Source organism: Nocardioides sp. SYSU D00038, assembly GCF_016924665.1.
GTDB lineage: Bacteria > Actinomycetota > Actinomycetes > Propionibacteriales > Nocardioidaceae > Nocardioides.
Genome location: NZ_JAFFJT010000007.1, coordinates 188,736 through 210,110 on the forward strand (window position 1 = coordinate 188,736; position 21,375 = coordinate 210,110).

The 21,375-nt window shown below is 73.4% G+C and carries 20 protein-coding genes; 14 read left to right on the forward strand and 6 right to left on the reverse strand.

The annotated features are described in order from the left end of the window. The first annotated feature begins 27 nt into the window (after positions 1-27). From JT721_RS03180 to JT721_RS03235, 12 genes are all read left to right on the forward strand, one after another. Positions 28-837 (forward strand): ABC transporter permease, encoded by an 810-nt coding sequence (locus JT721_RS03180; RefSeq protein WP_205471448.1) that lies wholly within the window; start codon positions 28-30, stop codon positions 835-837. Positions 838-869: 32 nt separating this feature from the next. After that, positions 870-1,943, forward strand: a complete 1,074-nt coding sequence (locus JT721_RS03185) for an ABC transporter substrate-binding protein (RefSeq protein WP_205471449.1) — start codon at positions 870-872, stop codon at positions 1,941-1,943. After that, on the forward strand, positions 1,940-2,749 hold the full coding sequence (locus JT721_RS03190; protein WP_205471450.1) for an ABC transporter ATP-binding protein: 810 nt from the start codon (positions 1,940-1,942) through the stop codon (positions 2,747-2,749). Before JT721_RS03185 ends, JT721_RS03190 begins: the two co-directional genes overlap by 4 nt. A gap of 483 nt (positions 2,750-3,232) precedes the next feature. Then, a complete protein-coding gene (locus tag JT721_RS03195; RefSeq protein ID WP_205471451.1) occupies positions 3,233-4,453 on the forward strand; it encodes a hypothetical protein in 1,221 nt (406 codons plus the stop codon). 2 nt (positions 4,454-4,455) lie between these two features. Then, on the forward strand, positions 4,456-5,406 hold the full coding sequence (locus JT721_RS21585; protein ID WP_205471452.1) for a phosphatase PAP2 family protein: 951 nt from the start codon (positions 4,456-4,458) through the stop codon (positions 5,404-5,406). A gap of 159 nt (positions 5,407-5,565) precedes the next feature. Then, entirely contained in the window at positions 5,566-7,737 is a 2,172-nt protein-coding gene (locus tag JT721_RS03205; protein ID WP_205471453.1) for an MMPL family transporter, read from the forward strand. A gap of 59 nt (positions 7,738-7,796) precedes the next feature. Further along, positions 7,797-10,307, forward strand: coding sequence for a bifunctional FO biosynthesis protein CofGH (locus tag JT721_RS03210; protein ID WP_205471454.1), 2,511 nt, complete (start codon positions 7,797-7,799; stop codon positions 10,305-10,307). Positions 10,308-10,540: 233 nt separating this feature from the next. Further along, complete coding sequence (locus tag JT721_RS03215; protein ID WP_240340009.1) at positions 10,541-11,611, forward strand: sugar ABC transporter substrate-binding protein; 1,071 nt, start codon at positions 10,541-10,543, stop codon at positions 11,609-11,611. A 117-nt stretch (positions 11,612-11,728) separates the two neighbouring features. After that, positions 11,729-12,502: an ATP-binding cassette domain-containing protein gene (locus JT721_RS03220; protein ID WP_205471456.1), complete on the forward strand. Its 774-nt coding sequence runs from the start codon at positions 11,729-11,731 to the stop codon at positions 12,500-12,502. Positions 12,503-12,512: 10 nt separating this feature from the next. Next, the gene (locus JT721_RS03225) at positions 12,513-13,814 is read left to right on the forward strand and encodes a sugar ABC transporter permease (protein WP_205471457.1); all 1,302 of its coding nucleotides are present in this window, start codon (positions 12,513-12,515) and stop codon (positions 13,812-13,814) included. Between the two features lie 13 nt (positions 13,815-13,827). Further along, positions 13,828-15,066 carry an ROK family protein gene (locus JT721_RS03230; protein WP_205471458.1) on the forward strand — a complete coding sequence of 413 codons (1,239 nt, stop codon included), beginning with the start codon at positions 13,828-13,830 and terminating at the stop codon, positions 15,064-15,066. 67 nt (positions 15,067-15,133) lie between these two features. Then, positions 15,134-15,580 (forward strand): DUF5709 domain-containing protein, encoded by a 447-nt coding sequence (locus JT721_RS03235; RefSeq protein ID WP_205471459.1) that lies wholly within the window; start codon positions 15,134-15,136, stop codon positions 15,578-15,580. A 35-nt stretch (positions 15,581-15,615) separates the two neighbouring features. Here the strand turns inward: JT721_RS03235 and JT721_RS03240 are convergent, their stop codons facing one another. After that, positions 15,616-16,272 (reverse strand): UdgX family uracil-DNA binding protein, encoded by a 657-nt coding sequence (locus tag JT721_RS03240; protein WP_205471460.1) that lies wholly within the window; start codon positions 16,270-16,272, stop codon positions 15,616-15,618. Between the two features lie 94 nt (positions 16,273-16,366). Between JT721_RS03240 and JT721_RS03245 the strand changes: the two genes are divergently transcribed. Beyond that, on the forward strand, positions 16,367-17,242 hold the full coding sequence (locus JT721_RS03245) for a TIGR03619 family F420-dependent LLM class oxidoreductase (protein WP_205471461.1): 876 nt from the start codon (positions 16,367-16,369) through the stop codon (positions 17,240-17,242). Here JT721_RS03245 and JT721_RS03250 read toward each other — a convergent pair. Together JT721_RS03250 and JT721_RS03255 are read right to left on the reverse strand one after the other, a co-directional pair. Next, entirely contained in the window at positions 17,229-17,972 is a 744-nt protein-coding gene (locus JT721_RS03250; RefSeq protein ID WP_205471462.1) for a calcium-binding protein, read from the reverse strand. The two genes, JT721_RS03245 and JT721_RS03250, sit on opposite strands and share 14 nt — an antisense overlap. Positions 17,973-17,998: 26 nt before the next feature. Beyond that, entirely contained in the window at positions 17,999-18,742 is a 744-nt protein-coding gene (locus JT721_RS03255) for a calcium-binding protein (protein ID WP_205471463.1), read from the reverse strand. 69 nt (positions 18,743-18,811) lie between these two features. On the opposite strand from JT721_RS03255, the gene JT721_RS03260 reads away from it, so the two are divergent. Further along, positions 18,812-19,816, forward strand: a complete 1,005-nt coding sequence (locus tag JT721_RS03260; RefSeq protein ID WP_205471464.1) for a DUF563 domain-containing protein — start codon at positions 18,812-18,814, stop codon at positions 19,814-19,816. Positions 19,817-19,818: 2 nt separating this feature from the next. On the opposite strand, the gene JT721_RS03265 is transcribed toward JT721_RS03260, so the two are convergent. The 3 genes from JT721_RS03265 to JT721_RS03275 are packed head-to-tail and all read right to left on the reverse strand — an operon-like array spanning position 19,819 to position 21,349. Further along, positions 19,819-20,016, reverse strand: a complete 198-nt coding sequence (locus JT721_RS03265) for a DUF2945 domain-containing protein (RefSeq protein WP_205471465.1) — start codon at positions 20,014-20,016, stop codon at positions 19,819-19,821. A 1-nt stretch (position 20,017) separates the two neighbouring features. Beyond that, the gene (locus JT721_RS03270) at positions 20,018-20,191 is read right to left on the reverse strand and encodes a hypothetical protein (protein ID WP_205471466.1); all 174 of its coding nucleotides are present in this window, start codon (positions 20,189-20,191) and stop codon (positions 20,018-20,020) included. A gap of 9 nt (positions 20,192-20,200) precedes the next feature. Then, the gene (locus JT721_RS03275; RefSeq protein WP_205471467.1) at positions 20,201-21,349 is read right to left on the reverse strand and encodes a glutamate--cysteine ligase; all 1,149 of its coding nucleotides are present in this window, start codon (positions 21,347-21,349) and stop codon (positions 20,201-20,203) included. Positions 21,350-21,375 lie beyond the last annotated feature (26 nt).

Consider the following 21,375-nt stretch of genomic DNA (forward strand, 5'->3'; position numbering starts at 1 on the left):
ACTTGTTCAGTGTGTTTAGATACGCACATGCTGAACCAGGGTGCACGGCGGGCGGTGCTGCACGCCACCTCGCTGCTGGGGTTCCTGCTGCTGTGGTGGCTGGTGACCCACTTCGAGCTGGTCCGACCGCTGTTCCTGCGCGGGCCGGGTGAGGTCTGGGACGCGTTCGTGCGCGCCAACACCGACCACCCGATCAGCGCCGGCTCCGACCGGATGGTGCGCGGCGAGCAGAACTACTACCTGTGGGAGCACCTGCTCGCCAGCCTGCAGCGGATCGCGATCGGGGTCGGCGGCGGGATCGTGGTCGGCGTCCCGCTCGGCCTAGTGATGGGTACGACGTGGCTCGGCACGCTGCTCGAGCCGTACCTCAACTTCCTGCGCTCGCTGCCCCCGCTGGCCTACATCGGCCTGCTCATCGTCTGGTTCGGCATCGGCGACACCTCCAAGATCTGGCTGCTGTTCCTGGCGGCGTTCCCGCCGATCACGATGGCCACGATCAGCGGGGTCCGCGGCGTGCGCGACGACCAGGTCAACGCCGTCCTGTCGCTCGGCGCGAGCCGCCGCCAGGCGCTCACGACCGTGATGCTGCCGGCCACGCTGCCGGAGGTGCTCACCGGCATCCGGGTGGCGGTCGGCTTCGCGTGGACCACGGTGGTCGCGGCCGAGATCGCCAACGGCATCCCCGGGATCGGCGGGCTCGCCTACCTCGCCGGCCAGCAGCTCCAGACGGCCCTCGTCCTCGCCTGCATCCTCGTGATCGGCCTCTCGGCCATCGCCCTCGATCTCGGGCTCAAGTCCCTGGAAAAGGCTCTTGTCCCCTGGCGGGGCAAGGCGTAGCAGCGCTCCGGCGCACGAAGGAGAACCACCTCATGAAGACCCAGCTGACCCGTGGCGCAGCGGCACTCGCCGCCGGCACCCTGGCCCTGACCCTGGCCGGCTGCGTCGAGTCCGGGCGCGACGACTCCAGCGCCGCCCCCGACTCCGACTGCCCCTGGGAGCCCGACGAGTCGATCGAGACCACCGCCCGGATCGCGTGGCAGGCCATCCCGAACGGCGACGCGGTCGTCAAGGACCGCAAGGTCCTCGAGTCCTGCATGCCCAACGCGAAGATCTCCTGGGTGCAGGCCGCCTCGGGCGGCGACGTCGTGCAGTACTACGGCTCCGGCGACGTCGACCTCGGCCTGATGGGCTCCTCCCCCGCCACCATCGCGTCGTCCAAGCCGGTGGTCGACGACGTCGACATCGCGGTGGTCTGGATCCACGACGTGATCGGCGACGCCGAGTCGCTGGTGGTCAAGGACCCCGCCGTCACCGACATCGCCGGCCTCGAGGGCAAGAGGGTCGCGGTGCCGTTCAGCAGCACCGCCCACTACTCGCTGCTGCAGGCCCTCACCGAGGCCGGCCTCGACCCCGCCGAGGACGTCGAGGTGATCAACCTCGACCCCGACGACATGCCGGGTGCCTGGCAGGGTGACCAGATCGACGCCGCCTGGGTCTGGGACCCGGTGCAGAGCCAGCTGCTCGACGACGGCGGCACCCGGATCCTCTCCAGCGCCGACACCGCCGAGGCCGGCCGTCCGACGTTCGACGTCGGCACCGCCGACCGCACCTTCGCCGCCGAGAACGAGGAGTTCATGACCCAGTGGGCCAAGGCCCAGGACTGGGCGGTGAAGCTGATCACCGAGGAGCCGGCCGAGGCCGCGGAGTCGGTCGCCGTGGTGCTCGGCATCGAGCCGGACGCCGCGGAGGCGCAGTTCGCCGGGCTGCAGTACCTCACCGCCGAGGAGCAGGCGGGCCCGGACTACCTCGGGGGCGGCTTCGCCACCGACCTGTTCAACACCGCCGGCTTCCTGCTCGAGCAGGGCGGTATCGAGGCGGTCGGCACCGAGGCGGAGTACGCCGAGCACGTCGACGCCGGTCCCGCGGAGCGGGCGGCCGGGTGAGCAGCACGCACGAGCACGAGGTCGAGGTCGCCGGGGTCCGCCACTCCTTCCGCGTGCAGGGGCGGCAGGTCCCGGCGCTCGACCGGATCGACCTGACGATCCAGCCCGGCGAGCTGGTCACGCTCGCCGGGCCCTCGGGGTGCGGCAAGACCACGCTGCTGCGCCTGGTCGCAGGGTTCATGCAGCCGAGTGAAGGTGCGGTGCGGGTCGGCACCCGCCCGGTCCGCGGGCCGGGGATCGAGCGCGGCGTGGTCTTCCAGCAGCCGACGCTCTTCCCGTGGCTCTCGGTGCAGCGCAACGTGGAGCTGGGGCCGCGGCTGCGCGGGCGGTCGAAGCAGGAGCGCGCCGAGACCGCGCACCGCTACCTCGAGCTGGTCGGCCTCTCCGACGTGGCCGGCCACCGACCCTACGAGCTGTCGGGCGGCATGCAGCAGCGGGCGCAGATCGCGCGGGTGCTGGCCAACGACCCCGAGATCGTGCTGATGGACGAGCCGTTCGGCGCGCTCGACGCGCTCACCCGCGAGCGGCTGCAGAACGAGCTCCTGGAGATCTGGCGGGCCACCGGCAAGACCATCCTGTTCATCACCCACAGCGTCGACGAGGCGGTGTTCCTGGGCTCGCGGGTGCTGGTGATGAGCCCCCGCCCCGGGCGGATCGTGCTCGACGAGCCGGCGGTGTTCGGCACCCCCGGGCACCTGGTGCCGCCGGAGGAGATCCGGGCCCTGCCGGACTACGTCGACCTGCGCGAACGGGTGCGGGTGGCGATCCAGCAGCGCGAGCCGGCCGCGGGTGGCGCCCCCGCCTGAGAGCGCTCCTTGGTAGCGTCCCGTGCGACGCCGGGGGTGCGACACCCGGCCCGGGGCCCGAGGCGGTGAAGGTGAGCACGACCCGCACCGACGCCTCGCCGACCCGCGAGAGCCCCCGCCCGGCCGTCCTGGGGTGGTCCACCCGCACCGTCGTGCTCGTGCTCGTCGGGCTCACCTCGCTGGGGTGGGCGCCGTTCGCCGGCCGCGCGCTGAGCCCCGACGAGGGCGGCTACCTCATGGTGGCCGCCCAGTGGGGTCCGGGCGCCTCTCTCTACGGCGACTACTGGGTCGACCGGCCGCCCGGCCTGATCGCGATCTTCGCACTGGCCGACGCCCTGGGCGGCGGCCCCGCGCTACGGGTGCTGGGGCTCCTCGCCGCGACCGGCAGCGTGGCGCTCGCCGCGGTGGTGGGTCGCGCGGCCGCCGGGCCTGATCGCGTTCTCCCCCGGGGCCGCCGCCGGGGGGGGCGCCCCCGCGCTACGGGTGCTGGGGCTCCTCGCCGCGACCGGCAGCGTGGCGCTCGCCGCGGTGGTGGGTCGCGCGGCCGCGCCCGCCGCGCGGCTCGCGCCGGTCGCCGCGGCCGCGACCTGCGCCGCCCTGGTCGCCAGCCCGCTGTTCGGCGGCAGCGTCGTCAACGGCGAGGTGCTCGGCCTGCCGTTCGTGCTGGCCGGTGCGGCCGCCGCGCTGCGCGCGGTCTCGCGCTCGTCGGTCGGCTGGGCCGTCGCGGCGGGCGCCGCGGCGGTCTCGGCGGCGCTGGTCAAGCAGAGCCTGGTCGACGTGTTCCTGCTCGGGCTGGTGCTGCTGGCGGTGCACCGGCGGCGCCTCGGCGGGCGGGCCGTCGTCCGGCTGCTCGGCGCGGCGCTCGGCGGCGTGCTGCTCGTGCTGGTGCCGGTGGCCGCGGCGACCGCGGCGCTCGGCACCGACCTGGTCGACCTGTTCCGCGCGGTCGTGGTCTTCCGCGGCGAGGCGGCGGAGGTGATCTCGCGCTCGGCACCCGCGACCACCACCGACCGGCTCGGCGGCGTGCTGCTCGCCCTGCTCGGCAGCCTGGCCCCGCTGGTGGCCGTGGTGCTAGCCCTGGTCGTGCGCCGCCCCGCCCGGCTGCGGGCGTCGGTGCCGGACCTGCGCTGGCCGGCCGCCGCCCTGGTGGCCTGGGAGCTCCTCGTGGTCCACCTCGGCGGGAGCTACTGGCTGCACTACCTGATGGGACTGGTGCCGGGGATGGTGCTGCTCGCCGCGGCCGCCGCCCAGCGCGCCGACGTCGTCGGCGCCCGGCTGCGCCGGGCCGTGCTCGTCTCCTACGCCGGCCTCGGCCTCTCGACCGTGGTGGCCCTCGGCTGGATCGTCGTCGACCCCTACGAGCGACCGGAGGAGCCGGCGATCGCCTACCTCACCGAGCACGTGCGGCCCGGCGACACCGGACTGGTGGCCTTCGGCGCCGCCAACATCGCGCGGGAGGCCGGGCTCGACAGCGACTACCCCCACCTGTGGAGCCTGCCGGTGCGGGTCCTCGACCCCCGGCTGCGCGAGCTCGCGCACCTGCTGGCCTCCGACGACCGGCCGACCTGGGTCGTCACCGTCGGCCGCTCGCTCGGCACCTGGGGCGTCGACCCGGCGGCCGCGGCGCCGTACCTCCGCGAGCACTACGAGGAGCGCGCGACCACCGGCCGCTTCACCATCTACCACGTGCTGGAGGAGTCGTGAGCGTGGTCGCCGAGCCCCCGGCCACCGCGCCGGGGACCACGCGCAGCCAACGGGTGCGGGCGACGACGGCCTGGGCCGTCGCGCTGGTCGCCTGGAGCCTGGTGATCGGCATCCCCAACGACACGATCGGGGTCACGGCGTGGCTCTGGCTCGGCACGGTGGCGTGGAACGCCGGGGCCGGCCGCGACGAGCACCTGCAGTTCTGGCGCGACTGGTGGCCCTACCTCCTCGCGCTGGTCGTCTACTGGTTCCTGCGCGGCCTGGCCGACCACACCTTCGTGCCGGTGCACTACACGTTCCCCATCCGCTTCGACGAGTGGCTGTTCGGCGGCACCACCCCCACGGAGCTGGCCCAGCAGCACTGGTGCGCCGCCGACCCGTGCCTCAAGACCACCCCGCCACGGTGGTGGGACACCGCGTTCACCACCGTCTACGCCTCCCACTTCCTGGTGGCGCTGAGCATCGCCGCCGTGCTGTGGGTGCGGGCGCGCGAGGAGTGGCGGCGCTGGATGCGCCGGTTCGTCGCGATCAACCTGATCGGCCTGAGCATCTACTTCGTCTACCCCATGGCCCCGCCGTGGATGGCGGCTCGCGACGGCTACCTCGGCGACGTCCGCCGGATCACCAGTCGGGGCTGGTCGGAGATCGACCTGGGCCGGCAGAACCTGGTCCTCCACGGGATGGGCAACAAGGTCGCCGCGATGCCGTCCCTGCACGCGGGCATCGCGTTCCTCGTCGCCTTCTACGCCGTCTGGCGGCTGCACAGCGCCTGGCGGTTCCTGGTGCTGCTCTACCCCATCGCCATGTCGACGGCGCTGGTCTACTTCGCCGAGCACTACGTCGTCGACGCGATCGCGGGCTCGCTCGTCGCGATCCTCGCGATCGCCGGCTGCGGCTGGTGGGAGCGACGCCGCGGACGAGCACAGGTGCCGGACGGCTCGCCGCCCTCCTGAGACAGATCCCTAACGGTCACCGCCCCGCGCGAAAGCGGTCACCGGTCCAGCCCAGGTGCGGTTTTCCCTTGGACAGCGATGAATCCGGCCCGCCACCATGGTCCGGCTCAGGGACATCCCCGATGTCCTCTGTCCCCTGCCCTTGATGGAGTTCACCCCATGCACCGTCAGATCGCCGGCACCCTCACCGGCCGCGTCACCAAGTGGATCGTCCTCGCCTTCTGGGTGGTCCTGTTCGTCGTCATGGCCGGCTTCAACGCCAAGCTCGTGGACGTCCAGAACAACGAGGCCTCCTCGTGGCTCCCGGGCTCCGCCGAGTCGACCAAGGTCCTCGAGCAGCTGTCCAGCACCGTCGACCCCAACGACATCCCTACCCTCGTGGTCTACAACCGCGACGAGGGCCTCACCGACGACGATCTCGCCGCCATGGACGAGCAGGCCGCCGAGATGGCCGACATCAAGGGCGTCACCGACGCCGGCGCGGTCTCGCCCAACGAGGTCGAGGAACTGCGCGCCCAGGGGGTGCCGGTGCCGTCGGCGACCTCCGAGGACGGCGAGGTCGCCTACACCTACCTGGTCTTCAACTTCGGGGAGAACGGCTGGAACGACATCCCGGAAGCCGTCGACGAGATCCGCGACATCGCCGAGATCGACGGCGTCACCGTCCACCTCGCCGGCTTCGGCGGCCAGGCGGCCGACGCCTCCGAGTCCTTCGAGGGCATCGACTCGCGGCTGATCCTCATCACGCTCGCCGTGGTCGTGGTGATCCTGCTCTTCACCTACCGCAGCCCGATCCTGTGGCTGCTGCCGATCATCAGCGCCGTGGTGTCCTACTGGGTCTCCGGCGGCGTGGTCTACCTGCTCGCCAGGTACGCCGACCTCACCGTCAACGGGCAGAGCCAGGCCATCCTCGGCATCCTGGTGATCGGCGCCGGCACCGACTACGCATTGCTGCTCGTGGCCCGCTACCGCGAGGAGCTGCGCCGCCACGAGGACCGCCACGAGGCGATGGCGTTCGCGCTCCACCGAGCCACCCCGGCGATCATCGCGAGCGCCTCGACCGTCGCGGTCGGCATGCTGTGCCTGCTCTTCGCCGACCTCAACTCCACCGCCGGCCTGGGTCCGGTCAACGCGGTCGGCATCGGCGTGACCATGCTGGTGATGGTCACGCTGCTGCCGGCGCTGCTGGTGATCTTCGGCCGCTGGATGTTCTGGCCCAAGCGCCCGACGTTCGGCTCCGACGAGCCCAACAACCGCGGCCTGTGGGCCCGCGTGGGCAACGCCATCGCGCCGCGCCCGCGCCGGGTGTGGGTGGTCACCGCCGGGCTGCTCGCGGTGGCCTGCCTGGGCCTCTTCAAGCTCGACCCGTCGGGCCTGTCGACCGAGGACACCTACACCAAGGAGTTCGACTCCATCAAGGGCCAGAAGATCCTGGAGGGCCACGGCCTGGCCGACACCTCCAACACCGTGCAGGTCGTCACGGCGACCGGGCAGGTCGAGGCGGTCGTCTCCGCGCTCGGCGAGGTCGAGGGTCTCGGCGACGCCACGCCCCCGCAGGACCTGGGCGGCGACCGCAGCTACGTCGAGGCCACGATCGACGCCGACATCTCCTCGCCCGCCGCGTTCGACATCGTGCAGGCGACCCGCGACGCGGTGCACGACATCGACGGCGCCGACGCGCTGGTCGGCGGCGGGGCGGCGTTCTACCTCGACACCAAGGAGGCCTCCGACCGCGACAACCGGGTGATCATCCCGATCGTCCTGCTCGTGGTGCTGCTCATCCTGGTGATGCTGCTCCGGGCCCTGGTGGCGCCGCTGATCCTGCTCGGCACGGTGGTGCTGTCGTTCGGTGCCGCGCTCGGGCTCTCGGCGCTGCTGTTCGACTACGTGCTGCCGCTGGTCACCGAGACCTGGCCGTCCGGCGCGCAGACCGATCCCGGCTTCCCGCTGTTCGCGTTCGTGTTCCTCGTGGCACTCGGCATCGACTACAACATCTTCCTGATGACCCGGGTGCGCGAGGAGGCGGCCCAGCACGGCACCCGCCAGGGCTCGCTGATCGCGCTGTCCTCGACGGGCGGGGTGATCACCTCGGCGGGCGTGGTGCTGGCGGCGACGTTCCTCGTGCTCGGCTCGCTGCCGCTGGTGTTCCTGGCCGAGCTGGGCGTGGCCGTGGCGCTGGGCGTGCTGCTCGACACGATGATCGTCCGGTCGGTGCTGGTGACCGCGATCAACCTCGACGCGGGCAGCCGGATCTGGTGGCCGAGCAAGCTCGACCGGGGAGGCGACCAGGCGACGCCCCCAGCGACGGAGCCGGAGAAGGTCCCCGTCTGAGCGGTGTCAACGGGTGGGCCGGGGCAGCGCCCCGGCCCGCCCGTGGCTAGCCTCGACGTGTGGGCGACCCGACTCCGCAGCAGGTACGACGTGCGCTCGCGCGCGCGGAGCGGGGCGCGGCGCTCGACGTGGCCGAGGCCGAGGTGCTGCTGGCCGCCCGGGGCGAGGACCTCGACCGGCTGACCGCCGTGGCCGCACGGGTGCGCGACGCGGGCCTCGTCGCCGCCGGCCGGCCGGGCGTGGTGACCTACTCGCCCAAGGTGTTCATCCCGGTCACCCGGCTGTGCCGCGACCGGTGCCACTACTGCACGTTCGTCGAGACCCCGGGCCAGGCCCGGCGCGAGGGCCGTGAGCCCTACCTCTCCCCCGACGAGATCCTGGCGGTCGCGCGCGACGGGGCGGCCCTGGGCTGCCTCGAGGCGCTGTTCACCCTCGGCGACCGGCCCGAGGACCGCTGGCCCGAGGCCCGGCAGTGGCTCGACGAGAAGGGCTACGACTCCACGCTCGCCTACGTGCGGGCGATGGCGGTGCGGGTGCTGGAGGAGACCGGCCTGCTGCCCCACCTCAACCCCGGCGTCATGTCGTGGGAGGAGATGAACCGGCTCAAGCCGGTATCGCCCTCGATGGGGATGATGCTCGAGACCACCTCGCGCCGGCTCTTCGAGACCCGCGGCGAGGCCCACCACGGCTCGCCCGACAAGGACCCCGACGTCCGGCTCCGGGTGCTCGAGGACGCGGGCCGGCTGTCGATCCCGTTCACGACCGGGTTGCTGGTGGGCATCGGCGAGACCCTTGCCGAGCGCGCCGAGACGATCTTCGCGCTCCGCCGGGTCTCCCGCGCCTACGGCTCGGTGCAGGAGGTCATCGTCCAGAACTTCCGGGCCAAGCCCGACACCGCGATGCGCCACACCGACGACCTCGGGCTCGACGAGTACCGCGCGACGATCGCGGTCACCCGGGTGGTGCTCGGGCCGCGCGCCCGGGTGCAGGCCCCGCCCAACCTCGTCGACCTGGCCGAGTGCCGGGCGCTGCTGGCCGCCGGGGTCGACGACTGGGGCGGGGTCTCGCCGCTCACGCCCGACCACGTCAACCCCGAGCGGCCCTGGCCGTCGCTGGAGCGGCTGCGCGAGACCACCTCCGCGTGCGGCTTCGAGCTGGCCCCCCGGCTGACCGTGCACCCCGAGTACGTGCGGCAGGGCGAGCCGTGGCTCGACCCCCGCGTCTCGGCACACGTGGCCGCGCTGGCCACCGACGACGGGCTCGCCCGACCCGGCGCACGGCCGGTCGGGCTGCCGTGGCAGGAGCCCGACGGCGGCTTCGAGTCGGTCGGCCGCACCGACCTGTTCGCCGCCGTCGACACCGAGGGCCGCACCGACGACCGGCGCTCCGACTTCGCCGACGTCTACGGCGACTGGGGCTCGGTGCAGGACGCCGCGGCCACCACCGGCGCCCCGGCCGTGCTGCACGCCGAGGGCGGCGACGCCCTGCGCGCCGCCGAGGCCGACCCCGGCGGCCTCTCCGACGAGCACGCGCTGACCCTGATGACCGCCGAGGGGCCGCTGCTCGAGCAGGTGGTCCGGCTGGCCGACGACCTGCGCCGCGAGGTCGTCGGCGACGAGGTCACCTACGTCGTCAACCGGAACATCAACTTCACCAACGTCTGCTACGTCGGCTGCCGGTTCTGCGCCTTCGCCCAGCGACGCACCGACGCCGACGCCTACTCGCTCTCGCTCGACGAGGTCGCCGACCGCGCCGAGGAGGCGTGGGCGCTGGGCGCGACGGAGGTCTGCATGCAGGGCGGCATCGACCCCGAGCTCCCCGCGTCGTCGTACTTCGACCTGGTCTCGGCGGTCCGGCAGCGGGTGCCCGACATGCACGTGCATGCCTTCAGCCCGATGGAGGTCGTCAACGGCACCGCGCGCACCGGCCTGAGCATCGAGGACTTCCTCATCAAGGCCCGCGAGGCCGGCCTCGGCTCGCTGCCCGGCACCGCCGCGGAGATCCTCGACGACGAGGTCCGCTGGGTGCTGACCAAGGGCAAGCTGCCGGCCCGCACCTGGGTTGAGGTGGTCACGACCGCCCACCGGCTCGGCATCCCCACCACCTCGACGATGATGTACGGCCACGTCGACAACCCTCGCCACTGGGTCGGCCACCTCCGGGTGCTCACCGGCATCCAGGACGCCGCCCGGGAGGCCGGGGTGGGCGGGTTCACCGAGTTCGTGCCGCTGCCGTTCGTCCACACCAGCGCGCCCATCTACCTCGCCGGCGTCGCCCGCCCCGGCCCCACCGCCCGCGACAACCTCGCGGTGCACGCGCTGGCGCGGATCCTGCTGCACGGGCGGGTCGACAACATCCAGACGTCGTGGGTCAAGCTCGGCGTCGACGGCACCCGCGCGATGCTCCGCGCCGGTGCCAACGACCTGGGCGGCACCCTGATGGAGGAGACCATCTCGCGGATGGCCGGCTCCGAGCACGGCTCGGCCAAGACCGTCGCCGAGCTGGTCGAGATCGGCGCCGGCATCGACCGGCCGGTCCGCGAGCGCACCACCCTCTACGACGCCCGCTGAGGCTCGCTGACGCTCGCTGACGCCCCGCCCGGGCGACACCGCTCGGTAACGGCTCGGAAACAAAATCGCCCTCCCCTCTGGACGTGACCGCAGTCACTCCATATGTTGTGCCGAACAACAAACGTCGCGGGGTCCTCGGGCAGCGCGGCACCACCACCACACGAAGTTCGATCGAGCAGATCAAGGAGGCGGTTCGCTTGAAGCGCATGCAGAGCATGGTTCTCGTGGGCCTGATGAGCGCAACCTTCGCGCTGGCCGGGTGCGGCAGCGACGACGGGGGCGACGACGGGAACAACGCCGGCGACGGCGGTAGCAGCAACGGCGGCGAGACCGGCAAGGTCGGCGTGATCCTTCCCGACACCGAGTCCTCGGTGCGCTGGGAGTCGGCGGACCGTCCGGCGCTCGAGGCGGCCTTCGAGGAGGCCGGCGTCGAGGCCGACATCCAGAACGCCGAGGGCGACGCGGAGCGGATGACCCAGATCGCCGACACCATGATCGGCGACGGCGTGACCGTCCTCGCCATCGTCAACCTCGACTCCGAGTCGGGCGCGGCCATCCAGGAGAAGGCCGCCACGGCGGGCGTCGCCACCATCGACTACGACCGCCTCACCCTCGGCGGCTCGGCGGACTACTACGTCTCGTTCGACAACACCGTCGTCGGCGAGCTGCAGGGCCAGGGTCTCGCCGACTGCCTCGGCGAGAAGGACGCCAACATCGTCTACCTCAACGGCTCGCCCACCGACAACAACGCCACCCTCTTCGCGGAGGGCGCGCACAGCGTCCTCGACGCCATCGACAGCTACAAGGTCGTCGGCGAGCAGGCCGTCCCCGACTGGGACAACGAGGAGGCCGCCACGATCTTCCAGCAGCTCTACACCGCTGCCGACGGCAAGGTCGACGGCGTGCTGGCCGCGAACGACGGTCTGGGTGGCGCCGCGATCGGCGTGCTCGAGGCCAACGGCCAGGCCGGCAAGGTCCCGGTCACGGGTCAGGACGCCACCGTCGAGGGCCTGCAGAACGTCCTCGCCGGCACCCAGTGCATGACGGTCTACAAGTCCGCCAAGCTCGAGGCGGCTGCGCTCGCCGAGGCCGCGATCGCCCTGGCGACCGGCGGCGAGGCCGAGACCACCGGCACCACCGAGGACGCCGAGGGCGGGCGCGACGTGCCCTCGATCCTGCTCGACCCGGTGTCGATCACCAAGGACAACGTGGGCGACGTGATCGCCGACGGTGGCCAGAGCTACGCCGACGTCTGCTCCGGTGAGTACGCCGACCTCTGCACCGAGGCCGGCATCACCGAGTGACCTAGGCACGAGGGGCGCCCGGGTCGGACCACCCGGCCCGGGCGTCTTTCGTTTGTCCGAACAACAATTCACCGGCCCGCGCGTGCTCCCCCCGCCCGGGCCTCCGAGGGAGTCCAGATGAGCCAGCCCCTGCTCGAGCTGCGCGGCGTCAACAAGAGCTTCGGTGTCGTCCACGTCCTCCACGACGTCGACTTCGCCGTCCACCCCGGCCAGGTCACCGCCCTCGTGGGCGACAACGGCGCCGGCAAGTCCACCCTGGTCAAGATCATCGCCGGCATCTACGGCCGCGACTCCGGGGACTACGTCTTCGACGGCCAGCCCGTCACCGTGCACGGGCCGCGCGACGTCGCCGCGCTCGGCGTCGAGGTCGTCTACCAGGACCTCGCGCTGTGCGACAACCTCGACATCGTCGAGAACATGTTCCTCGGCCGCGAGGAGACCAAGGGTCTCGCCCTCGACGAGGTCACCATGGAGTCGCGCGCCCGCGAGACCCTCGCATCGCTGTCGGTGCGCACCGTGAAGTCGGTGCGCCAGGGCGTCGCGAGCCTCTCCGGCGGCCAGCGCCAGACCGTGGCCATCGCGAAGGCGGTGCTCTGGAACTCCAAGATCGTGCTGCTCGACGAGCCCACCGCCGCCCTGGGCGTGGCCCAGACCCGCCAGGTCCTCGACCTGGTCCGGCGGCTGGCCGACCGCGGCCTCGGCGTCGTGCTGATCTCGCACAACATGTCCGACGTCTTCGAGGTCGCCGACCGGATCACCGCGCTCTACCTCGGCCGGGTGGCCGCCGACGTGGCTACCAAGGACGTGACGCACAGCCAGGTGGTCGAGCTGATCACCGCGGGTCGCTCCGGCGACCTCGGCATCGCCAACAGCGCCACCGCGACGATCTGAGGACGACGACATGACTGACTTCGACACGCCGCACGGCGACCTGACCGGCCCGGCCGCGGCGCCGCAGGCGCCCGGCTCCGGCTTCGACAACGACAACCGCCAGGCCGCCACCATCGGCGACTCGGCCCGCGACTACCTCAACCGCCTGCGCGGCGGCGACATGGGCTCGCTGCCCGCCATCCTGGGCCTGATCGTGCTCTTCGTCGTGTTCAGCTCGCTGCACGACCGCTTCCTCACGACCTACAACATGGCCAACCTGGTCATCCAGGCCGGCTCGATCTGCGTGCTGGCCATGGGCCTGGTCTTCGTGCTGCTGCTCGGCGAGATCGACCTCTCCGCCGGCGTCACCGGCGGTGCGGCCGCGACCATCACCGCGCTCGCCATGATCGACTACGGCCACCCGTGGTGGCTGGCGACCCTGGCCGGCATCGCGTTCGGCGCCGTGATCGGCCTGGCCATCGGCTCGCTGGTGGCGCTGCTCGGCATCCCGTCGTTCGTGGTGTCCTTGGCCTTCTTCCTGGCGCTGCAGGCCGTGCCGCTGCGGCTGATCGGCTCCGGCGGCTCGCTGCGCTTCAACGACGAGGTGCTGCGCGGGCTCTCGATCAAGAACGTCCCCGTCACCGCCGGCTGGATCGCCGCCGTCGCCATCGTGGTCGCGTTCGCGGCGCTCGCCCTGTGGCGCTACCGCTCCCGCTCGGCGCGCGGGCTGGTGCACCAGCCGCTGGCGCTGGTGCTCCTGCAGATCGGCGTGCTCGCGGTGATCGTGCTGGGACTCACCGCCCTGCTGAGCTCCAACCGGGCGCCCAACCCGGCCGTGTTCAACATCAGCGGCATCCCGTGGGTCGCGCCGGTGGTGATCGCGCTGCTGCTGTTCTGGACCTTCGTGCTCAAGCGCACCCGCTTCGGCCGCCACCTCTACGCCGTCGGCGGCAACGCCGAGGCCGCCCGGCGGGCCGGCATCAACGTCACCCGGGTCAAGATCGCGGCGTTCGTGATCGGCTCCTCGATGGCAGCGGTCAGCGGCCTGCTCGCGGCGTCGTACACCGGCAAGGTCTCCCCCGGCTCGGGCGGCGGCAACGTGCTGCTCTACGCCGTGGGCGCGGCCGTCATCGGCGGGACCAGCCTCTTCGGCGGCCGCGGCCGGGCGATGGACGCGGTGGTCGGCGGGCTCGTGATCGCGACCATCCCCAACGGCCTGGGCCTGCTCAACCAGGCGAGCTACATCAACTACCTGGTCACCGGCGGCGTCCTGCTGCTCGCCGCGAGCGTCGACGCGGTCTCGCGCCGCCGCCGCTCCGCGGCCGGCGTCTAGGCGCCGGGGTGCGATGACGCGCACCGGCCGGCCGGGCACGGGCTCCAACCAGGAGTCCGTGCGCCGGCACAACCTCGGGACCCTGCTCCGCCACGTGCACCGGGTGGGACAGACCTCGCGCGCCGACCTGACCGGGCTGATGGGGCTCAACCGGAGCACGATCGCCGGCCTGGTCGGCGAGCTGGAGTCGATGCGGGTGATCGAGCACGTCACCCCCTCCAGCACGCGGTCCCCGGCCCGGCAGGGGGCGGGCCGGCCGTCCGCGGGCGTGCGGCTCGCCGCCGACGGCCCCTACGTGATCGCGGTCGACCTCGGCGTCGACCGGGCCACGGTGGCCCGGGTCGGCCTGGGCGGCCGGGTGCTGGAGCGGGCCTCGGCGCCCGTCGAGAGCCGCCCCGAGGCCTGGCAGGTCGGCGCGTCGGTGGCCGCGCTGATCCGCGCCGTGGTCGCCGGGGCCCCCACCACCTCGCCGCTGGTCGGCATCGGCGTCAGCGTCCCGGGCCTGGTCCGGCGCAGCGACGGGCTGATCCGGCTGGCGCCCAACCTGGAGTGGGTCGACGTCTCGTTCGGCTCGATCGTGCTCGCGGCGCTCGGCGTCGAGATCCCCGTCTCGCTGGCCAACGATGCCGACCTCGGCGCGCTCGCCGAGCACCACCGCGGAGCCGGCGTCGGCGTCGACGACCTGGTCTACGTCGCCGGCAACGTCGGCGTCGGCGCGGGGGTGGTCGTGGGCGGCGTCCGGCTGACCGGGTCGGGCGGCTACGCCGGCGAGATCGGCCACCTGCCGCTCAACCCCGAGGGCGCGATGTGCCACTGCGGCAACGCCGGCTGCTGGGAGACCGAGGTCGGCGGCACCGCCGTCGCCGCCGCGATCCGCTGCCCGGCCGACCGGGTGCCGCAGCTCGACGAGGAGCTGGCCGCACTGTCGGCGCCGACCCCCGAGCTGCGGCGGATCGGCCGCCACCTCGGCAACGGGCTGGCCGCGATCGTCAACGCCTTCAACCCGCGCCTGGTCGTGCTCGGCGGCTACTTCAGCGGCCTGTTCACCCTGGTCGGCGGTGAGGTGCAGGCGGCGCTGTCGACCCGCGCGCTCCCGGCTCCGCTGGAGTCGGTCACGCTCTCGCACCCGGCCCTCGGCGCCGACTCCTCGCTGCTCGGCGCGGCCGAGATCGCCTTCGAGCCGCTGCTCGCCGACCCCGAGTCGGCACTGGGCGCCAGCCTCCTCGACGTCGGGTCGCGGCTGGCGGGGTGAGCCCCGGCGTATCGCGGGGGCGCACGGGGTACCGAGCGACCCGAGCCACGACGAGCAGGAGGAACGGATGACCAACGGCGACCCCGCCGACGGCGAGACCTACGGCGACTACAGCGTCGACGACGAGGACCAGCCGGGGGCCGAGGACTTCGGCGACTCCGACCTCGACGACGAGGCCGACCGCGGCTACTCACCGCCGGAGAAGTACTCCGCCGCCCAGGGGTTCGGCAACACCCCCTACGAGGAGGCGCTCGGCGAGACCCTCGACCAGCGGGTGGCCCAGGAGGAGCCCGAGCCCGACCCCTACGCCGCGGCCGAGGCCGCCGACGGCGAGGAGGACCTCGACGACGGCGAGGTGGGCGACGAGCGCGCGGGCCGCCTGGTCGCCCCCGACGAGGGGTCCGGCGAGGACACCGAGAAGGACCTGGTCGGCGAGGACGTCGGCATCGACGGCGCGGCCGCCTCCGCCGAGGAGGCCGCCGTGCACGTCGTCCCCGACGACCCCCAGGCGTAGCGGGACCGCGCCGCGCGGTGAGGGCGGTCCGGGCCTCAGCCGGACCCGCCCAGCAGGTCGGCGGCGACCCGGAGGTCGGCCACGAGAGCGGCCCGCGCCGCGTCGCGGTCGTCGGCGCGCAGCACCGCCGAGGGGTGCGCGGTCGGCACCACCCACTCCGGCGGGCGGGCCGTCTCGAAGGAGGTCGGCCAGTCCAGCACCCGGCCACGGCTCTCCCCCACCCGGAACGACGTGCCGTAGAGCGACGTTCCTGCGGTGCCGCCCAGCAGCACCACGCCCACGGGACGGACGACGGCGAGCTCGGCCACCAGCCACGGGCCGCACGCGGCGACGTGCACCCGGCTAGGACCGCGGTGGATGCGTTGCTTGCCGCGGGTCCCGCGCCACCGGAAGTGCTTGACCACGTTGGTGCGGAAGGTGTCGCCGGGGTCGATCCCGGCCTCGGCCAGCGCCCGGTCGAGCACCGCCCCGGCCGGGCCGACGAAGGGCTCGCCCTCCCGGTCCTCGCGGTCACCGGGCTGCTCGCCGAGCAGGAGCACCCGGGCAGCGCGGGGGCCGCGTCCCATCACCCCGTGGGTGGCGTCCGCCCAGAGCTCGCACCCCCGGCACTCCTGCACCGCGGCCCGCAGCGACCGCAGGGACGGGCGCTGCGGCACCCACGCTTGGGCGCCCGGGCGCTCGACGTCGGCCATGCGGCCCCGGTACCCATGCCTGCCGCCCCGAGCAGCCGTCCCGGCGCCGACCGGAACGAGAACACGTTCTAGTCCGGCCCACTAGGGTGGTCGGGTGCGCTTCTCCATCAGCTCGGCGTTCCTGCCCGTCGACCAGCTCCTCGACATCGCCCGGGCGGCCGACCGGCTCGGCTACCACGCGATCGCCGTGCCCGACCACGTCCTCGACCTGGAGACGTTGGACACGCCGTACCCCTACACGCCCGACGGGTCGCGCCGCTGGGACACCGACGCCGACTGGCCCGACCCCTGGGTGCTGGCCGGGGCGATGGCAGCGGTGACGTCGCGGCTGCGGTTCTTCACCTCCGTCTACGTGCCGGCGATGCGCAGCCCGTTCCAGGTCGCGAAGTCGGTCGGCACGGCGGCCGTGCTCTCGGGCAACCGGGTCTCCCTCGGCGTCGGGATCGGCTGGTGCCGCGAGGAGTTCGACCTGCTCGGCGCCGACTTCCGCACCCGCGGCCGGCGCACCGACGAGGGCCTGGCGCTGCTCGAGGCGCTCTGGCAGCCGGGCTGGACGGAGTTCGAGGGCGAGTTCTACAGCGCGCCCCGGATGACGATGAACCCCACACCGACCGCACCGGTGCCGGTCTACGTCGGCGGGCTGTCCGAGATCGCCTTCGCGCGCGCGGTGCGCCACGACGGCTGGATCGGCGACATCTACTCCACCGACGAGGCGGCCGGGCACGCCGCCCGGCTGCGCGAGCTGCGCGAGGAGCACGGCCTCGAGGGCGACTTCGAGGTGATCGTCGCACTCACCGACGCGTTCACCCCCGAGCAGTTCGCGGTCGCGGGCGAACGCGGCGTCACCGAGGTGATGACGATGCCGTGGGCCTACTACTTCGGCCTCGACGCCACCCCGGAGCAGAAGCTCGAGGGCATGGAGCGCTTCGCCGCCGACGTCATCGAGCCCCTGCGGGTCAGCGGACGATGATGTCGTCGCAGTAGCCGATCTTGTCGAGCGGGTCGCGGCCGCCGACGTAGTAGACGACACCGGTGCGGGTCTGGCTGGCGTTGCCGCAGTAGATCTCGTCGGCGACGCCGTCGTTGGTGAGGTAGATCCGGTCGAAGCCCTCCTCGCCGAAGACGATGTCGCGGCCGGGGCCGACCTGGACGGTGTCGTCACCGGCGTCGGCGGAGACCACGTCGTCGCCGGGGCCGTCGCGCAGGGTGTCGTTGCCGTCGCCGCCGTCGAGGTTGTCGTGGCCGTCGCCGCCGTCGATCAGGTCGTTGCCCTGGCCGCCCTGCAGGCCGAGCGAGTAGCGCCGCGGACCGGTGCCGGCGCGCCAGGTCACGTCGTTGCCGGTGCCGCCGTAGATGCGGTCGTTGCCGCCGATGCCCTGGATGTTGTCGTTGCCGGCGTCACCGAAGGCGGTGTCGTTGCCGCCGCCCAGCCCGACCTTGTCGTGGCCGCCGCCGGCCCAGACGGTGTCTCGGCCGCCGCCGGACTCCACCTTGTCGCTGCCGCCCTTGGCGCGGATCTTGTCGTTGCCGGCACCGGTCTTGATCCGGTCGGCCTTGTTGGTGCCGGTGACCTTCTTGGCCGAGGCTGCGCTCGGCGCGAGGGCCAGCGCCAGCACGGTCACGACGAGCGCGAGCAGGCGCACGGGGCCGGGGCGGGAACGGCGGGGGCGGGGCGTGGTGGGGGAAGTCGTGGGGGGCATGCCCGCCAGCCTAGGTCAGCGCGGACTCAGGAGACAGGCGTTGCGGGCCACGGCGTGAAGTGGGTGACGGGGACGCCGCAGTTGGTGACCCGGTCGAGCGGGTCCTGGCGGCCCTGGTAGCGCAGGACCCGGGTGCCGCTCTCCCCGCAGTAGATGATGTCGCGGACGCCGTCGGCGTAGGCGTAGACGACCGAGCCGCCCTCCTCGCCGTAGACGATGTCGCGGCCGGGGCCGAGGTAGATCGTGTCGACGCCGTAGCCGCCCTTGACCACGTCATCGCCCGGCCCGTCGACGAGACGGTCGGCCCCGTCGGACGTGCCGTCGCCGCCGATGAGGTAGTCGTTGCCCGCGCCGCCGTCGACGAAGTCGGCGCCGGCCCCGCCCTGGAGACCGTTGGTGTAGTAGTTCGCTCCGGGGCGGCCGTTCTTGCGGTCGACCTTCGCGTCGTTGCCCGGCCCGCCGTAGACCCGGTCGCTGCCGCCGAGGCCGCGGAGGTAGTCCGAACCCGTCTCGCCGTGGAGCACGTCGTTGCCCTCGCCACCGCCGACGGTGTCGTTGCCGGTGCCGCCGTAGACGGTGTCGTTGCCCTGGCCCGCCTCGACCGAGTCGCTGCCGGCCCAGCCCCGGATCAGGTCGTGACCGGTGCCACCACGCAGGTTGTCGGCCCGGCTGGTACCGATGACGGTGGCGCCGAGGGCGGCAGGCACGGCCGCGGCGAGGAGGGCGGCGGCGGCCAGCGGGCCGGCGATGAGAGCGGTTCGGCGGGACATGTCTTTACCCTAGGTGAGCCTCGCGTGCGTCGCAGGGGTTCGGACGATCCAGGGCGTTAGGTTCGGCACATGCAGCCGCACGAGGCCTGGGCGGTGCCCGACTTCCCCAGCCCGCCCCTCGACGAGCCCACGCTCGAGGTCGTCGACGGCGCCTTCCTCAGCCGCCTCGCCCACGGCTCGCTGCGCACCTTCGGGCAGCCGAGCCGCTGGATCCGAGGGGCGGTGCACGACGCCGAGGGCGCGCTGGTGGTGGCGTCGCAGAAGATCGGCGGCACCAACGGGCACGCCTGGGTGCCGGCCGACCCCGGGTCGGTCCGGGTGTCCCCGGACGCGCGGCTGCTGCCGGGACGCTGGCTCTACGGCGGCCACTGGATCCAGCACTTCGGGCACTTCGTCGTCGAGACGCTCACGACGCTGTGGCCCGACGAGCCGGACGTCCAGGGGCTGGTCTTCCACAAGTACCTGCGCCGACCGGTGGTGCAGGAGCCCTGGATGCTGCGACTGCTCGAGCTCGCCGGCCGGGGTGGGCTGCCGATCGAGGTGGTGGGAAAGGCCAAGCCGCTACGCGTGGAGCGGCTGGTGGTGCCGAGCCGGGCGGTGGTGGCCAACGGCTGGGCGCACCCGCAGGCCCGCCAGGTCTGGGAGCGCATCGCGGCGCCGTTCCGCAGCCCGACGCCACCCACCCGGCGGGTGTGGCTCTCGCGCACCGAGTTCAACCGCCACAAGCGCCGCACCGGGCGCGAGGTGCGCACCAGCCCGGAGCGCGACCGCGAGCTCGACGCGGCGTTCGCCGCGGTCGGCTACGAGGTGGTGGCACCGGAGTCGCTGCACGTCGACGACCAGGTGCGGCTGGCCGCCGGCGCGGCGGTGCTCGCCGGCACGTCGGGGTCGGCCCTGCACCTCAGCGCCTTCGCACCGGCCGGCAGCGCCGTCGTGGAGGTCGGCGACCAACGCAACCCCCACGCGCCGCTCGGGCTGCAGCGCGTGATCGACCACCTCTGCGAGCACCCGCACGCGTTCCTGCCGGCCGCGGCGACGCCCGACGACGTCGGGCGGCTGTTGGCCGGCACCTGAGGTCACACCTTCTTCAGGCTCGACTCCTTGTGGGCCGCGCGCGCCCCGGTCTTGCCCGACTCGACGATCCAGTACGGCTCGTCCTCGCTGGCGTTGAACTGCTGCTTCTCGAACTGGAACGGCTTGGTGCGCCGCTCCACCGTCCTACCGGTCGTGGTGCCCTGCGAGGTCTCCCAGCGCACGCTCTCTCCCTTGCGCACCTCAGGCCTCCTCGGCCGTGCCGGGCTGGACGTCGGGTTGCGGCTCACCGTCCGGCTCGATCTGCGGGTGGACGGCCGGCTCCGGCTCGCCGGGCCGGTGCGGCGGCTCCTCCCCCGGCTGCACGAGGGGCTTGGTCTGCGGGTCGTCGTCCGGTCGCACGGGCGTCGTCGTCATGGTGCTGCGTTACCCGGGTCCGGACTCCTCGATCCGCTCCCAGGTCTGCTCGGTGCGGGCCACGAGGTCGTCGACGACGTGCTCGAGGGTGCCGCTGCGCTCGTACGCCGCACGCTGCCGGGCGGCGCCGCCACCGCCGGCGAGCAGCCGGTCGACGCCCGACCTCACCAGGTCGAGGTCGCCGGCCTCGACCAGGGCCGGCTCGACGTGCGCCACCAGCGCGGCGACCACCTCGGCGGCCGGCGCCGGCCGGCGGGTGACCGGGTGGGCCAGGGTCGAGGCGAGGCCGTGCCGCGAGGCCCGCCAGTGCGCGGCCCGCAGCAGCTCGGGACGCCAGCCCTCGACGCGCGGGTCCGGCGCGGCGGCCGCCCGCTCGACCAGGCCGCGCACCAGGGCCGCGACCAGGCAGGCGTGCTCGACGTCGGTGGCCACGTCGCAGACCCGCACCTCGACCGTCGGGTGCGCCTCCGACAGCCGGGCGTCGAAGTAGAGCATCCCCGTGTCGAGGGCCGCACCGAGGCCGATCAGCTCGTCGGCGAGCTCGCGGTAGGCCGCGACCGAGCCGACCGGCGACAGTGGCCCGGCGCTCGGCCACCGGCCCCAGAGCTGGGCGCGCCACGACGCGTGGCCGGTGTCGAGGCCGTCGGCGTACGGCGAGTTCGACGACATCGCCAGCAGCACGGGGAGCCAGGGACCGATCCGGTCGAGCACGACCACGCCCTCGTCGTCGGACTCCACCGCGACGTGCACGTGCATGCCGCACGTGCCACCGCTGCTGGCCACCGCGCCGAAGGTGTCGCTCATGGTCTGGTAGCGCTGGTCGCGGCTGACCCGCACCGCGGTCGTCGCCAGCGGCGAGGTGCCGGAGGCCACCGCGGCCAGGCCGGCGCGCCGGGCGGCGGTGCCGGCGGTGCGGCGCGCGGCGACGAGCTGGGTGCGGATGTCGGCCAGGTCGGTGGCCGGGTCGGTGCGGGTCTCGAGCTGGTGGCGGAACAGCTCGCGGTCGACGTCGTCGGCCGCCGTGCCCCGGCCGGACGTGCCACCCGACGCCTCGTCGCGCAGGATTTTGAGCACCTCGGCCGCCCGGTGGGCCGGCTCCCGGGTGTCGGGATCGACGAGGAGCAGCTCCTCCTCGACACCCACCGTGCGGACCGTCATGGGCAGCAGTACCCCGGTCGGGGGCC